Annotated in this window: 10 protein-coding genes; 2 read left to right on the top strand and 8 right to left on the bottom strand. The window is 58.2% G+C overall.

Annotated features, from left to right (window positions below):
* The first annotated feature begins 64 nt into the window (after positions 1-64).
* Positions 65-1,354 (top strand): ABC transporter substrate-binding protein, encoded by a 1,290-nt coding sequence (locus HII27_RS05565; protein ID WP_223883150.1) that lies wholly within the window; start codon positions 65-67, stop codon positions 1,352-1,354.
* On the opposite strand, the gene yegS is transcribed toward HII27_RS05565, so the two are convergent.
* Positions 1,351-2,250: a lipid kinase YegS gene (gene yegS / locus HII27_RS05570; RefSeq protein ID WP_185666962.1), complete on the bottom strand. Its 900-nt coding sequence runs from the start codon at positions 2,248-2,250 to the stop codon at positions 1,351-1,353. The genes HII27_RS05565 and yegS overlap by 4 nt on opposite strands.
* Before the next feature lie 392 nt (positions 2,251-2,642).
* Between yegS and HII27_RS05575 the strand changes: the two genes are divergently transcribed.
* Positions 2,643-2,984 (top strand): helix-turn-helix domain-containing transcriptional regulator, encoded by a 342-nt coding sequence (locus HII27_RS05575; RefSeq protein WP_185666963.1) that lies wholly within the window; start codon positions 2,643-2,645, stop codon positions 2,982-2,984.
* Positions 2,985-3,168: 184 nt separating this feature from the next.
* On the opposite strand, the gene trhP is transcribed toward HII27_RS05575, so the two are convergent.
* The 7 genes from trhP to HII27_RS05610 all read right to left on the bottom strand — a co-directional run bounded on the left by trhP (position 3,169) and on the right by HII27_RS05610 (position 15,749).
* Complete coding sequence (gene trhP, locus HII27_RS05580; RefSeq protein ID WP_185666964.1) at positions 3,169-4,530, bottom strand: prephenate-dependent tRNA uridine(34) hydroxylase TrhP; 1,362 nt, start codon at positions 4,528-4,530, stop codon at positions 3,169-3,171.
* Between the two features lie 167 nt (positions 4,531-4,697).
* Entirely contained in the window at positions 4,698-5,420 is a 723-nt protein-coding gene (gene baeR / locus HII27_RS05585; protein ID WP_185666965.1) for an envelope stress response regulator BaeR, read from the bottom strand.
* On the bottom strand, positions 5,417-6,868 hold the full coding sequence (baeS, locus tag HII27_RS05590; RefSeq protein WP_185666966.1) for an envelope stress sensor histidine kinase BaeS: 1,452 nt from the start codon (positions 6,866-6,868) through the stop codon (positions 5,417-5,419). Before baeS ends, baeR begins: the two co-directional genes overlap by 4 nt.
* A gap of 3 nt (positions 6,869-6,871) precedes the next feature.
* Positions 6,872-8,284 carry an MFS transporter gene (gene mdtD, locus HII27_RS05595; RefSeq protein WP_185666967.1) on the bottom strand — a complete coding sequence of 471 codons (1,413 nt, stop codon included), beginning with the start codon at positions 8,282-8,284 and terminating at the stop codon, positions 6,872-6,874.
* A 2-nt stretch (positions 8,285-8,286) separates the two neighbouring features.
* Positions 8,287-11,364, bottom strand: a complete 3,078-nt coding sequence (gene mdtC / locus HII27_RS05600) for a multidrug efflux RND transporter permease subunit MdtC (protein ID WP_185666968.1) — start codon at positions 11,362-11,364, stop codon at positions 8,287-8,289.
* Positions 11,365-14,487 carry an MdtB/MuxB family multidrug efflux RND transporter permease subunit gene (locus tag HII27_RS05605; RefSeq protein ID WP_185666969.1) on the bottom strand — a complete coding sequence of 1,041 codons (3,123 nt, stop codon included), beginning with the start codon at positions 14,485-14,487 and terminating at the stop codon, positions 11,365-11,367. It abuts the gene before it with no gap.
* Positions 14,487-15,749 carry an MdtA/MuxA family multidrug efflux RND transporter periplasmic adaptor subunit gene (locus HII27_RS05610; RefSeq protein WP_185666970.1) on the bottom strand — a complete coding sequence of 421 codons (1,263 nt, stop codon included), beginning with the start codon at positions 15,747-15,749 and terminating at the stop codon, positions 14,487-14,489. The genes HII27_RS05605 and HII27_RS05610 overlap by 1 nt, the downstream gene beginning before the upstream one ends.
* Positions 15,750-15,852: the final 103 nt, after the last annotated feature.

Here is a 15,852-nt window from a genome sequence, read left to right on the forward strand (position 1 = left end):
CGGGTTTAGCTCAGTGCATGGCCCCGGCGTGGCCGGGCTACTCGAACTCTGGGAAATCATAAAAATGGATAAAAAATCCTTCCGTCTTGCCCTACCACTTCTCCTCTGTGCCTGTTCCGCCTCCGCGCTGGCGGCGGAAACTGTCGACCTGAGAATGTCCTGGTGGGGTGGCAATGGCCGTCATCAGGTCACGCTGAAGGCGCTGGAAGCCTTCCATCAGCAGTATCCGGATATCAACGTCAAAGCCGAATACACCGGCTGGGATGGGCATACTTCGCGCCTGACCACGCAACTGGCGGGCGGTACCGAGCCGGACGTGATGCAAACTAACTGGAACTGGCTGGCGCTGTTCTCTAAAGACGGCAACGGCTTCTACGATCTCAACAAAGTGAAAGATGAGATTGGCCTCGATCAGTTCACCGCCAAAGACCTCCAGCCGGTCACGGTCAAAGGTAAGCTGAACGGCATCCCGGTCGCCATGACCGCGCGTATCTTCTACTACAACGATCAAACCTGGAAAAAGGCGGGGATCGGTTACCCGAAAAACTGGGATGAGCTGATAAGCGCCGGGAAAACCTTTGAGAGCAAGCTCGGCAAACCGTACTACCCGGTGGCCCCGGAAAGCCTGGGCGTGCTGGCGTTGCTCAACTCCTATATGGTGCAGAAGTACAACATTCCGGCTATTGACCAGCAGAGTAAAAAATTCACCTACAGCGACGCGCAGTGGGTCGAGTTTTTCCAGTTGTATAAAACGCTTATCGACAACCACGTCATCCCGGATATGAAGTACTACGCCTCGTTCGGCAAGGGCAATATGTACGAAATGAAGCCGTGGATTGAAGGAGAGTGGGGCGGCGTTTATATGTGGAATACCGCCGTCACCAAATACTCGGATAACCTCAAGCCACCGGCGAAGCTCGAACTGGGTGACTATCCGATGCTGCCGGGGGCCACTGACGCAGGGCTGTTTATGAAACCGTCGATGATGCTGTCGATTGGCAAAAACACTCAACACCCAGAAGCAGCAGCGAAGCTGATTAACTTCTTGCTGAACAGCAAAGAGGGCGTCACGTTGCTGGGGCTGGAGCGCGGTGTGCCGCTGAGCAAAAGCGCGGTGGCAACGCTGACGGCGGCGGGGGTGATTAACGACAAAGATCCGTCGGTTGCCGGGATTAAACAGGCGCTGGCGCTGCCGACCACGCTTTCCGTGTCGCCGTATCTGGAAGACCCGCAACTGGTGCAGGAGTTTGATAGCGCGCTGCAGTCGATTGATTACGGTAAGAAAACCGTCGCCGAAGCGGCAACGGATTTCAAACGCCAGTCAGAGCGTATTTTAAAACGCGCAATGCGTTAACGTAGCAGCGGACAGTCCGGCGGCAGGCGACAGCGTAATGCCGCCGGTAAAATCTCCATGCGGAAGGTTTTACCGCTCAGCGGTTCGCCGTCGAGGTTAAAGGTCATCTCATGCGGTGCGGTGACCTCAAACCACGGCGAAACGCTATCCACCAGGTTTTCTGTACCATCGTTGCTGGCAAGGGTGTTAAACAGCGCCGGGATCAGCTCTTCCCCGGTGAAAATACGCAGGTGCAGCAGACCGTCGTTAATCAGCGCATCCGGACACAGCTGCTGCCCACCGCCCGCCTGACGCCCGTTGCCGATACCGATAACCAGCGCGTCGCCCTGCCAGTGAAAGTTCTCGCCGTGAATTTCGCAGCGGTCAGGCTTCAGGGTGTCCATCCGCATCAGCCCATGAATCAGGTAAGACACGCCGCCCAGCGCGGCTTTTAGTTTCTCTGGTGTTTCGGTGGTAATGCGCGTGCCGAAGCCGCCGGTGGCCATATTGATAAAACAGGTTTTGTGGTTCACCTGGGCGATATCAACCGGCACGTCACGACCGGCAATGGCGAGCTTCAGCGCATTGGCCAGATCGGTTGGAATATTGACGCTGGTGGCAAAGTCGTTGGCGGTACCGAGCGGCAAAATACCGAGGGCCGGTACCTCGCGGCTTTCGCTGTGGATCAGCGCCGTCGCCACTTCGTTAATCGTTCCGTCGCCGCCGCCCGCAATCACCGTCTCGACGTTCAGGCGAATGGCCTCTTCCACGTAACGCACTGCATCACCTTTCTCCCAGGTAACGCGAACATGAATGGTCACGCCCTCATCGCGCAGCAGTTCAACCGCCTCGCGCAGTTGAGGGGTATTGGCACCCTTGCCGTTTAAAATCAATAAGCTTGCAGGAAAGTCGGACATCCGTGGTACCTCTTTGTGGGGTATGCAAAGAGTGTAACAAAGGATACGCAGATGTGCCTGTTGTCTCTTATAGGTGACAAATATCTTGCCCGCCTGTCTCTTATAAGTGACAATTAAAACGAGCAAAAGGAATGAGGGTAAAGGGATGTACACATCTCAATTCTATCAGGATGAAAATGGCAATAAGCCTTTTAGCGATTGGCTGGCTCGGTTAAAAAAGAAAGATCGAATAGCCGCCGTGAAGATCGATACCCGGTTAGACCGGGCTGAGTCTGGAAATTTCGGAGACCACAAGTTTGAAAGGGATGGTGTCTGGGCGGTACGAAGAAAACTCAGGCCGCAGATATCGATAAGGCAGTTGAATATCTTAGAGATTTTAAAGTGAGGGCTAAATGACATCAGCGACTAAAAAAGTAGGGGCCATCGCCCCAGCGGTAGACCGTGACAAGCTCATGATCGAAGCATTTCGCGCTGATCCTGATTATGCTGACCTCTATCTAAAAACAGCGCTAGAAGAGATTAACGAAGAAGGTGGTTTAGGGGGATTCCTCATCGCATTACGCCGCGTATTAGAGGCGCGCGGTGGTATTGCTGAAGCAGCGAAAAAGACCGGTCTTGCGCGTCAGAGCATTTATCGTGCGTTATCTGAGAAGGGAAACCCAACGGTCACCACGCTTGCCCAGCTTGCCGCGGTAGCAGGCTTACAGCTCACGTTAAGTAAAGCGCCACACTGAACGGCCTGTTAGAAAAAAAATAAGCCCGTGTAAGGGAGATTACGCGGGCTAAGGAGGTGGTTCCTGGGTACAGCTAGCATTTATGGATTATGTTTTTCAGCGAAGCGAATGATATCTACAATCGATTATTCCGTCTGTGATCCATTTCTAAGAATCTTTGCTATTGAAAAACAATATAAATGCACTAGCCGTTATGCGGATTCCGAGTGGATTCTCCTGCGAAGTTACGCATCAGCAGGCCATACTCCAGCGCCACGTCTTCCGGCACGGGTAACCATACGGTGTGCCCATCGCCAGGTGCGACGGAAGTGGCTTCGCCTTTGCTGTTTTCCATGTGCTCGAGGGTGAAGTTGACGTTGCCCTGTGGGGTCATCATCTCCAGGCTGTCGCCGACGGTGAATTTGTTTTTGACCGCGACAGCGGCCAGATTGCCTTTACGCTCACCGGTGAATTCGCCGACAAACTGCTGACGCTCGGAGACGGAGTAGCCGTGCTCGTAGTTCTGGTAGTCATCGTGAGTGTGACGACGCAGGAAGCCTTCGGTGTAGCCACGGTGCGCGAGGTTTTCCAGGGTTTCCAGCAGGGAGGCATCGAACGGTTTGCCCGCGGCGGCGTCGTCAATGGCCTTGCGGTAAACCTGAGCGGTGCGGGCGCAGTAGTAATGCGATTTGGTACGGCCTTCGATTTTCAGCGAGTGCACGCCCATCTGGGTCAGACGCTCAACGTGAGCGATGGCGCGCAGATCTTTGGAGTTCATGATGTAGGTGCCGTGCTCGTCTTCAAAGGCGGTCATGTACTCGCCTGGACGTTTGGCTTCCTCAATCATAAAGACTTTATCAGTTGGCGCGCCGATGCCGAGGGTTGGCTCAACGTTTTGCACCGGAATTGGCTCGAATTTGTGGACGATGTTGCCGATGTCGTCTTCTTTGCCTTCCTGAACGTTGTATTCCCAGCGGCAAGCGTTGGTGCAGGTGCCCTGGTTCGGGTCACGCTTGTTGATGTAGCCGGAGAGCAGGCAGCGGCCGGAGTAGGCCATGCACAGCGCGCCGTGAACGAAGATCTCAATCTCCATATCCGGCACCTGGGTACGGACTTCTTCAATCTCTTCCAGCGACAGTTCGCGGGAGAGGATCACGCGGGTCAGCCCCATCTGTTTCCAGAATTTCACCGTTGCCCAGTTCACGGCGTTGGCCTGCACGGACAGGTGGATGTCCATCTCCGGGAAGTTTTCACGCACCAGCATAATCAGGCCTGGGTCAGACATAATCAGCGCATCCGGCCCCATATCCACTACCGGCTTCAGATCCCGAATAAAGGTTTTCAGCTTGGCGTTATGCGGGGCGATGTTCACCACCACATAGAACTTTTTACCCAGCGCATGGGCTTCGTTGATGCCGAGCTGCAGATTTTCGTGATTGAATTCGTTGTTACGGACGCGCAGGGAGTAGCGTGGCTGGCCAGCGTAAACTGCATCGGCACCGTAAGCGAAAGCGTAACGCATATTTTTCAGCGTTCCCGCCGGGGAGAGGAGTTCCGGTTTAAACATGATTATCTCGTTCTGATGACAGGTCAGATTCGTCGCACCTGATGCGGCGAGTTGGGGAGTGCCCCCACATTAAGGGCGGGCATTGTAGCGCTGCGAGGGAGGGGAGTAAACCTTTGTACGCTTTATGCCGGATAAGCGTAGCGAGCGCCATCCGGCAATCTGTCAGATTACGCCATGCGGCAGGCGTCAGCTTCCCAGCGGTAGCCCACCCCATAGACGGCGCGGATAAACGACTGCTCGGCGTCCAGCGACTCCAGCTTGCGGCGCAGGTTCTTAATGTGGCTGTCGATGGTGCGGTCGGTCACCACGCGGTAATCATCATAGAGATGATTGAGTAACTGCTCGCGGGAGAAGACCTTCCCCGGCTCCTGCGACAGGGTTTTCAGCAGGCGGAACTCGGCGGGGGTGAGGTCGAGCAGGCGGTCGCGCCAGGAGGCCTGAAAACGGTTTTCATCCACGATAAGCGGGCTCTGGGCATCCAGCGCCTGAAGTTCGGTTCGTGGCTTGCAGCGGCGCAAAATGGTTTTCACGCGCGCCACCACTTCACGTGGGCTGTACGGCTTACAGATATAATCGTCGGCACCAATTTCTAAGCCCAGCAGGCGGTCGATCTCTTCGATTTTGGCGGTCACCATCACGATCGGCACGTCGGAGAAGCGGCGAATTTCGCGGCACAACGTCAGACCGTCGGTGCCCGGCAGCATCAGATCCAGCAGGATAAGATCCGGCGGCGTTTGATGAACGTACGGCAGCACTTTATCCCCGTGGCTAATCAGCGTCGGGGCATAGTGGGCCGCCAGCAAATAGTCGATGAGCAGTTGTCCCAGCTTCGGTTCATCTTCAACAATCAGAATGCGTGGGGCGTTTTCATCAATCGGTAAATCGGTCATATCTCTCTCGGTATAGCACGTTCCAGCGGTAACTCTACTTTAATGCTAACCCCGCCAAAAGGCGAATGTCCGACGTTTAGCTGCCCGCCGTGGGCAGTGACGATGTTGGCGCAAATCGCCAGCCCCAGGCCGGAGCCGCCGCTGGCACGGTTGCGAGAACCTTCGGTACGATAGAAGCGTTCGCACAGTCTTGCCAGCTGTTCGTCGGTAACGCCGGGGCCGCTGTCGGCGAACTCCAGCACGATATGCTGCGCGTCGAGCGCGGTGCGAATCAGCACCTGGCCGCCGCTGTCGGTGTAACGCAGGCTGTTTTCCAGCAGATTGTTGAACAGCTGCATTAAGCGGTCGGGGTCGCCAAATACGCTGGCGCTTTCCGCCAGCGCCAGATTGAGCGTCAGGCCGCGGCTGGCAAGGCGTTCGCGGAAGGCATCGGCAGCAATTTCCAGCAGCGCGATGATATCGACGGTGGATTTCTGGTAGGCCAGCGCCCCTTCGTCAGACATGGATAGCTGATGCAGGTCATTGACCAGCTTGGTCAGCGTGGCGACTTCGGCCTGGAGCGAAGTTACCGACTCAGGGGTAAATTTGCGTACCCCATCCTGTATCGCTTCCAGCTCGCCGCGCAGCACCGCCAGCGGGGTGCGCAGCTCGTGGGAGATATCGGCCATTAAATCCCGGCGCATCTGCTGGTTTTTTTCCAGCGTACTGGCGAGCTGGTTAAAGTCCTTCGCCAGTCTCCCCAGTTCATCGCCGCTGGTCACCGGGACGCGGGTGGAGAAATCGCCCGCCGCCAGTTTATGGGTGCCTTCTACCAGCCGTCTGACCGGGGCAATCAGGCCGCGGGCCAGCGGGAAGGTGGCCAGTGCAGCGAGCAGCGTTGCCAGCCCGACGATAAGCCAGCTGGTACGACGCTGCTGCTGATCAAAGTTGATGTCGGTGTTGCGCGTCAGGCGCTCGACCGGTGAGGCGATCACCGCGCCCACCTCCATACCGTTGACGATAATGCCGCGCCGGGAGCCGTCATGGGGCACCGCTTCGCGCGGGCCAACCAGCACCCGGGCGTTTTGATCGACCACCCAGAACTGGGTGCGCCAGCCGTGCGGCGGCATGCCGCCGCGATCCGGGCCGCGAGGCGGCTCCCCGTCCGGCCCCGGAGGGCCAGGCGGTTGGCGCTCTTCGTTATTGTCATGCTCAAAAGAGCGCAGGATCTGGAAAATAAAACGGTCGTTATTACGTAAAAAGCGCCAGTTCCCGTGTTGGGCATACTGCTCCGCCAGCGCATCACTCAGCAGCTGGAGCCGCTGTTCGTTGCCGCGCTTGATATAGTCAATAAAGCCGCGCTCAAAGCTGATGCGCACGGCCCAGTGCATGCTGATAAGCAGCACGATACAGGTGGCTAAAATGACCAGAAACAGTTTGCCGGAGATGCCCGGGCGCCATAGTTTCACGCTTTACTCCTTGAGTTTGTGTCGGGCGATCACCACGTTTTTGGTGGTGTCGTCCGGTACGCGGGCAAAGACCAACGCCGGGAGGGCAATAATCGCCGCCATGCAAAGATAGGTGTACATAAAGACGTGGTGCGTCGCGTCGCTGCCGACGGCGATATGCTGTTGACCGAAGGTGCCGAGCAGGATCCCGGCGATGGTGACGCCGATACTCATCGACAACTGCATGATCATCGACAGCAGGCTGTTGCCGCTGCTGGCAAACTCATCGGGCAGGTCTTTCAGCGTCAGGGTGTTCATCGACGAGAAGCGGCTGGAGTTCACCATTCCCTGAATGAACAAGATCACCGGCAGCGCGTAGTACCAGCCCGCCAGCGCGGTGAACATAAACAGCAGGCTGATAACGGCCAGGCTAACGGTGCTGACCACCAGCACGCGGCGATAGCCAAAGCGGTTCACCACCTGCACCACAATGCGCTTCATCCCCATGCTGCCCAGCACCATCGGAATCATCATCAGCCCGGCGTGGAACGGCGAGAAACCCATGCCAATTTGCAGGAATACCGGGGTCATAAACGGCAGCATGCCGCTGCCGATACGCCCGCTAAAGCTGCCGGCCAAGCCAAGAGAGAAGGTTGGCGTACGGAACAGCTTGAGGTTGAACAGTGCGCCGTCGTTGCCGCGGGCGTGCCAAAGATACATCACGATAGAGACGATGCCGATAGCCACCAGCGCACCCATCATCAACGGTGAGATGCCGAGGCCTTTTTGCCCATCCAGCGCCAGCGTTAAGGTCGCCATGCCCAGTGCCAGCACGACAAAACCCGCGATATCGAATCGCCGGGTCTGGACGGTGTAGTTGGGCATCAGCGCCAGCGTAGCAATACAGCCGATAATGCCGACCGGAATGTTAATCAGGAAGATCCAGTGCCAGGAGGCGTACTCCACCAGAATCCCGCCGAGCGCCGGGCCGAGGAGCGGGCCAACCTGACCGGGAATGGTGACGAAGGTCATTGCCGCCATATACTGGTCGCGCGGGACGATTTTCATCACCGTCAGTCTGCCTACCGGCACCATCATGGCACCGCCAATCCCTTGTAGTACGCGCGCCATCACCAGCTCGTTGAGCGTTCCGGCGAGCGAGCAGAATAGCGAACCGGCGGTGAACAGTACGATGGCGGTGAAAAAGATATTTCGTACGCCAACCCGGTCAGCCAGCCAGCCGCTGGCGGGCAGCATCACCGCGACGGTCAGCACGTAGGAGACCACCACCATGTGCATATGCAGCGGGCTCTCCCCGAGGCTTAGCGCCATTGAGGGGAGGGCGGTATTGACGATCGTGGTGTCCAGCGATTGCATAAAAAAGCCGAATGCCACGATCCAGAGTTGCCAGCGAACGTTGGCGGGTAGGTCAGTCATAGTTATTCAGTTACCGATTGTCGGGGTTGACGTGAAAAACGCAGACGCAGACGATCGAAGAACAGATAGACCACCGGGGTGGTGTAGAGGGTTAACAGCTGGCTCATCACCAGACCCCCTACAATGGTAATCCCCAGCGGTTGACGCAGTTCCGAACCGTCGCCCCCGGAGAGAACCAGCGGTAAGGCACCAAAAAGCGCCGCCAGCGTGGTCATCATAATCGGACGAAAACGCAGCAGACAGGCCTGGAAAATCGCCTCTTCCGGGGCGAGGTTACCGTTACGCTGCGCTTCAAGGGCGAAGTCGACCATCATGATGGCGTTTTTCTTCACAATGCCAATTAATAGCATGATCCCGATAAGGGCGATTAGGCTGAATGGGGCATCGAATAGCTCCAGCGCCAGCAGCGCCCCGACGCCCGCAGAAGGCAGCGTTGAGAGGATGGTCAGCGGGTGAACGTAGCTCTCATACAGGATCCCCAGCACAATATAGACCGTAGCAATTGCGGCAATGATCAGGATCACCTGCGAGTTCATTGTCTGCTGGAATACCTGCGCGGTACCGGCGAATGAGCCGCGCACCGTGGACGGCACGCCAAGCTGGGTCATGGTCCGCGTGATGGCATCGCTCGCTTCCGACAGTGATTTACCGGTCGGCAGGTTGAAAGAGACCGTCGATGCCGCCGACAGCCCCTGGTGGTTAACCGACAGTGGCGCATTGGCGGGCTGCCATTTGGCGAAGTACGACAGCGGAATCGCCTTGCCTTCGCTGTTAATCACGAACATTTTGTCCAGCGCGCTGACGTCCTGGGTATAAACCGGATCCACCTCCATCACTACCTTATACTGGTTCAACGGTTGGTAGATGGTGGAGATCTGGCGTTGACCAAAGGCGTTGTTCAGCAGGCTGTTGGCCGCTTCGACGCTGATCCCCAGCCGTGACATGGTTTCACGGTCATAGATAAGGTCCATTTCCGCGCCGTTGTCCTGCTGGTCTGAGTTGACGTCGGCTAACTCCGGCAGTGCCGCCAGCGCTTTACGAATTTTCGGTTCCCATTCCCGCAGCGCGCTGAGGTCGTCGGAGAGCAGCGTGTACTGGTAGCTGGCGTTGGCCTGACGGCCGCCGACGCGAATATCCTGTACCGCCATCAGGAACAGGTTAGCCCCCGGCTCTTTGGCGAGCTTTTTACGCAGCCGGTCGATAACCTGCTGCGCCGATTCATGGCGCACGTTGCGCGCTTTCAGGGTGATAAACATCATGCCGCTGTTAACCCGCGAGCCGCCGGTAAAGCCGGTGACGTTATCCACCGCCGGGTCTTCGCGGATGATTTTCATAAAGTCCTGCAGCTTGCCGCGCATCGCCTGGAACGAGATGCTCTGGTCAGCCTGAATGCCGCCCATCAGCACCCCGGTATCCTGTTCCGGGAAGAAGGTTTTCGGCACCGTAATATACAGCCAGATATTGAGCGCAATGGTGGCGAGGAACACCACGCCGACCAGTTTCGCATGCCCCAATACCCACTTCAGCGATTTACCGTAGCCCTGCTGCATGGCGACCAGAACGCGCCCAAATCCTTTGTTGCGGGTTGGCGAATGCCGACGGTTAGATTTCAGCATCCAGCCGCACATCATCGGCGTGAGGGTGAGCGAGACGGCGAGCGAAATAGCGATAGCCACCGACAGCGTGACGGCAAACTCCCGCAGCAGCCTCCCCGGCAGGCCGCCCATCAGCAGCAGCGGCAGGAATACCGCGACCAGTGAAACGCTCATCGACAGAACGGTGAAGCCCACCTCGCGGCTACCCTGAAGCGCCGCCTGCATCGGTTTCATCCCGGCCTCAATATGGCGTGAGATATTCTCCAGCACCACGATGGCATCATCGACCACAAAGCCGGTGGCGATGGTCAACGCCATCAGCGACAGGTTATTGAGGCTAAAGCCGCACAGGTACATGGCGGCAAAGGTGCCAATCAGCGACACCGGCACCGCCACGGCGGGGATAAGCGTTGCGCGTCCGGAGCGCAGGAACAGGAAGACCACCAGAATGACCAGCGCGACGGAAATCACCAGCGTCTGCTCAACTTCCTCCAGCGAGGCGCGGATGGTGGGCGAGCGGTCCTGGGCGATTTGCAGGTCAATTGCCGCAGGAATGGTCTGTTGCAGCTCCGGCAGTTCCGCACGGATGCGGTCCACGGTGTCGATAATATTGGCTTCCGGCAGCTTGCGGATCATCAGCAAAATCGCCGGTTTGGCGTTGGTCATCCCGGCGTTGCGGACATCCTGTACCGAGTCGGTCACATTGGCGACATCGCCAAGGCGCACCGCGCCGCCGTTGTTGTAGTGAACGATCAGCGGCTGGTATTCAGCGGCTTTTTTCAGTTCGTCGTTGGTTTGTAGCTGCCAGCGGTGGGTGGTGTCGTCAATCGCCCCCTGCGGTTTGCGCACGTTGGCGTTACTGATGGCGGTGCGCACGGCATCCAGCGACACGCCCTGGTTAAACAGCGCCTGTGGGTTGAGGTCAACGCGCACGGCGGGCAGGGAGCTGCCGCCGACGTCGACGTCGCCCACGCCGTCAATTTGCGAAATGCTCTGCGCCAGTTGGGTAGAGGCGAAGTCGTACAGTTCGCCCTGGGAATAGGTGTCAGAGGTCAGCGTCAGGATCATGATTGGTGCATCTGACGGGTTAGCTTTACGGTAGGTCGGGCGACTCGGCATGCCGCTTGGCAGCAGGTTCTGTGCGGCGTTAATGGCCGCCTGTACGTCACGCGCCGCGCCGTTGATATCGCGGTCGAAGTTAAATTCAAGAATGATGCGCGTACTGCCAAGCGAGCTGCTTGAGGTCATCTCGTTGACCCCCGCAATACGCCCAAGCGAGCGCTCCAGCGGCGTTGCCACGGATGAGGCCATGGTCTCTGGCGACGCCCCCGGCAGCGAGGCGCTGATCATAATCACCGGAAAATCGACCTGCGGCAGCGGGGCGACCGGCAGCAGGCGGAATCCGAGGATCCCGCACAGCGTAATGGCGAGCGAAATAAGAATCGTCGCCACCGGACGGTAGATGAAGAGCGCGAAAAATTTCACTTACGCTTCCTCTTCACGATGCGGGAACCGACTTTTCAGGTACAGCGACAGTCGGTCGAACAGCAGATAGATAACCGGGGTGGTGAACAGCGTTAGCACCTGGCTTACCAACAGACCGCCGACCATGCCAATCCCCAGCGGGCGGCGTAGCTCCGCGCCGACGCCGGTACTCAGCATCAACGGCAGCGCCCCCAGCAGGGCCGCCAGCGTGGTCATCAGAATCGGGCGGAAACGCAGCAGGCAGGCCTGGTAAATCGCCTCGCGCGGTGCCATGCCCTGTTCACGCTCGGCGGCGAGCGCAAAGTTGATCATCATGATCGCGTTCTTCTTCACGATACCAATCAGCAGGATGATGCCGATGATGGCAATCACGTCCAGCTCGTTACCGGCAATCATCAGCGCCAGCAGCGCGCCGACGCCCGCGGTTGGCAGCGTCGACAGAATGGTGATCGGGTGAATAAAGCTCTCATAGAGCACGCCGAGTACGATATACATCGCCACCACCGCCGCAACCACCAACCAGATAGTACTGCTGAGTGCGGACTGGAAGGCGAGGGTGCTGCCCTGGAATTCGGTACGAATATCTGACGGCAGGTTCAGCGTTTTTTCGGTGTCCAGAATCGATTGCACCGCATCGCCCAGCGAGTACTTATCCGGCACGTTGAACGAAATGGTGGTCACCGGGAACTGGTCGAGGTGGTTTATCGACAGCGGCGCAAACCGCTGCTCAACTTTGGCAATCGCGGTTAACGGCACGATGCCGCCGTCGCTGCTGGTCAGGCGAATGTTATCAAGCGCTGCCAGCCCCGGCGTTTGGCGGGTATCGTGTTCGAGCACCACGCGATACTGGTTAGCCTGGGTGTAAATGGTGGAGATAAGACGCTGGCCAAAGGCGTTGTACAGCGCGTTATCGACGTCCGCCATTGAAATACCGAGGCGGCTGGCGCTGTCGCGGTCAACGTTAACGTAGGCCACCAGCCCTTGATCCTGCCAGTCGCTGCTGACATCCGAGAGCTGCGGCAGTGCCTGAAGCTGTTCCATCAGTTGTGGTACCCACTGGCTTAACGCATCGAGCGAGTTGGCCTGCAGGGTGAACTGATACTGCGTGCGGCTCACGGTAGTATCGATGGTCAGATCCTGCGTTGGCTGCAGATAGAGCTGGATGCCCGGAATGCGGTCAGCCGACTGCTGCAGACGGCTGATAACCGCCTGTACGCGGTCGTCACGCTCGCTCAGCGGCTTGAGGTTAATCTGTAAACGGGCGCTGTTGAGCGCCGGGTTGGTGCCGTCCACGCCGACGAAAGAGGTCAGGCTTTCGACCGCTGGGTCTTTCAGAATCGCATCGGCCACCGCCTGCTGGCGCTGCGCCATGCTGGCAAATGACACCGACTGCGGCGCCTGTAAGGTGCCCTGAATAATGCCGTTATCCTGCGTCGGGAAGAAGCCTTTCGGAATGGTTACCCACAGTATCACCGACAGCGCCAGCGTACTGAGCGCCACGCTCAGGGTTAACCACGGATGGTTCAGCACGCGGGCCAGCAGGTGCCCATAACCGGCAATCACCCGGTCAAAGAAACGCTCGCTGGCGCGGGAGAAACGGTTCTGTTTGCGCAGCGATTCGTGGCTGAGCATGCGCGCGCACATCATTGGCGTCAGCGTTAACGACACCACGGCGGAGATCAGTATGGCGACCGCCAGGGTGACGGCGAACTCGCGGAACAGGCGGCCAACGATATCACCCATAAACAGCAGTGGGATCAGTACCGCAATCAACGAGAAGGTGAGGGAAATAATGGTAAAGCCAATCTCGCCCGCGCCTTTCAGCGCTGCGGTCATCGGCTTCTCGCCTTTTTCGATATAGCGCGAGATGTTCTCAATCACTACGATGGCGTCATCAACCACGAAGCCGGTGGCAATGGTGAGCGCCATCAGCGTCAGGTTGTTAATCGAGAAATCAAGAAACACCATCACCGCGAACGTGCCGACCAGCGAGAGCGGCACGGCAACGCCGGGGATGATGGTCGCCGGAACGTTACGCAGGAACAGATAGATGATCATCACCACCAGCGCAATCGCCAGCATCAGCTCGAACTGGGTGTCGGAGACCGAGGCGCGTATGTTGGTGGTACGGTCGGAAAGCACCTCAACCTTGACCGATTTCGGCAGGCTCTCGGTGAGCTGCGGTAGCATCTGGCGGATGCTATCGGCCGTGGAGATGATGTTAGCTCCCGGCTGGCGCTGCACGTTCATCACGATGGCCTGTTTTTTATTGGCCCACGCGCCAAGCCAGGTGTTCTCTGCCCCTTGTTCCACGGTCGCTACATCGCCTAAGCGAATCGGCGCGCCGTTTTTGTAGGCGATAATCAGCGCCCGGTACTCCTGCGCCGACTGCATCTGGTCGTTTGCCGAGAGCGTCACCGCGCGCGCGGGGCCGTCGAGGCTACCTTTCGCCGAGTTAACGTTGGCATTGGTAATGGCGGTGCGAATATCTTCGCTGGTCAGCCCGAGGGCGGCAATGGCCTGAGCGTTCAGCTTCACGCGCACGGCAGGACGCTGACCGCCCGCCAACGTTACCAGACCGACGCCAGAGACCTGCGAAATTTTCTGCGCCACGCGGGTCTCAACCATATCTTCCACTTCGGTCATCGGCGTGGCAGTTGAGGTGACGGCGAGGGTCATGATCGGCGGATCCGCCGGGTTGACCTTGCTGTAGACCGGTGGGTTAGGCAGGTCGCTTGGCAGCAGGTTGGTGGCGGCGTTAATCGCAGCCTGTACTTCCTGCTCAGCAACGTCCAGCGGCAGCGTGAGCTGGAACTGGAGGGTGACAACCGATGCGCCGCCGGAGCTTTGCGATGACATCTGCTTCAGCCCGGACATCTGTCCGAACTGGCGTTCAAGCGGCGCGGTAATCGCCGAGGTCACCACGTCCGGGCTGGCACCCGGATAAAGCGTGACTACCTGAATGGTGGGGTAGTCCACCTCCGGCAGCGCGGAGACGGGCAGAAAACGGTAGCCGATAATACCGGCCAGCAGAATCGCCACCATCAGCAGCGTGGTGGCGACAGGGCGCATAATAAACAGACGGGACGGGCCGCCCGTGTTGCTCGGCGGTAAAACTTGCATCAGCCGCGCGCTCCTTTATGGCTGGCGGCATGGCCTTCAGCCGCCGCCGGTTTTTCCGTTCCGGAGGTGGTGGCATCGTGGGCGGTGACGACTTCCACTTTGGCCCCTTCGGTTAAGCGGTCGATACCGTCGGTCACCACGCGGTCACCGGCAGAAAGTCCGGCATCAATCACCACTTTCTGGCTGTCCTGAATGCCCGGCACCACGGTGTGTTTGCTGACTTTATTGTCGCTGTTCAGCACCCAGACAAAGTGACCGTCGTTGCCCATCTGCAGGGCGGCGGTAGGGATAACGACGGCGTTCTGCTGGGTATCGACCAGCATGCGGGCGTTAACGAACTGGTTCGGGAACAGCGCATCGTCCTGGTTGTTAAAGCGCGCTTTGAGTTTGATGGTGCCGGTGGTGGCATCAATCTGGTTATCAAGGCTCAGCAGCGTACCGGCACTCAGCTTCTGCTTGTTGGTGCGGTCCCAGGCTTCAACCACCAGACTTTTCCCCGCTTTCTGCGCGGCAACCACGGTAGCAATATCATTTTCCGGCAGGGTGAAGACCAGGTCGATTGGGTGAGTCTGAGTCAGAACGACGATACCGGTGGTATCACCGCTGGAGATCTGGTTGCCGATATCGACCTGTTTCAAGCCCACGCGGCCATCGATTGGCGCGGTGATACGGCTCCAGTCGAGCTGCAGCTGGGCGCTGGCGACGGCGGCTTCATCGGCTTTGATGGTCCCTTCGGATTCACTGACCAGCGATTGCTGGGTATCCAGTTCCTGACGGGAGATCAGGTTGGTTTTCACCAACTGCTGGTAGCGGGATAAATCACGACGCGCGTTGGCGAGCGTGGCTCTGTCTTTTGCCAGCTGCCCCTGCGCCTGGGCGAGGGCGACTTTGAACTGGCTTGGGTCAATTTCTGCCAGCAGGTCACCGGCTTTCACCTGCTGCCCTTCCTGGAAGTGAATCGCCATCAGTTGGCCGTCAACGCGGCTGCGGACGGTGACGGTGTTGGCGGCGGTAATGGTACCCAGCCCGCTCAGATAGCGAGGTACCGCTTCGCTGGTGGCGGTGGCGGCCTGAACCGGCGCCAGCGTGCCGCCAAAGCGACCGCCGTGACGACCGCCAGCGGCAGGCGCGCCCGCCGGTTTCGCGGTGGTGGAACCCGAGGTATCAGAATTGCTGCTGAAGTGCCAGATACCGAACGCGACTGCGATCGCTACCAGCACGGCCAGCGCAATACGCCAGCGATGGTTATGAATGCCTTTCATTGTTATCCGTTTCTCGCCCTGAATCATTTCACGAAATGATACTAGTTTAGTTACGGAACGCTCAGAAAAAATGGAGGAAATATGAAAGACGGAAGGAATCGTC

Origin of the sequence: Kluyvera sichuanensis, from assembly GCF_014218705.1 — a bacterium.
Taxonomy (GTDB): domain Bacteria; phylum Pseudomonadota; class Gammaproteobacteria; order Enterobacterales; family Enterobacteriaceae; genus Kluyvera; species Kluyvera sichuanensis.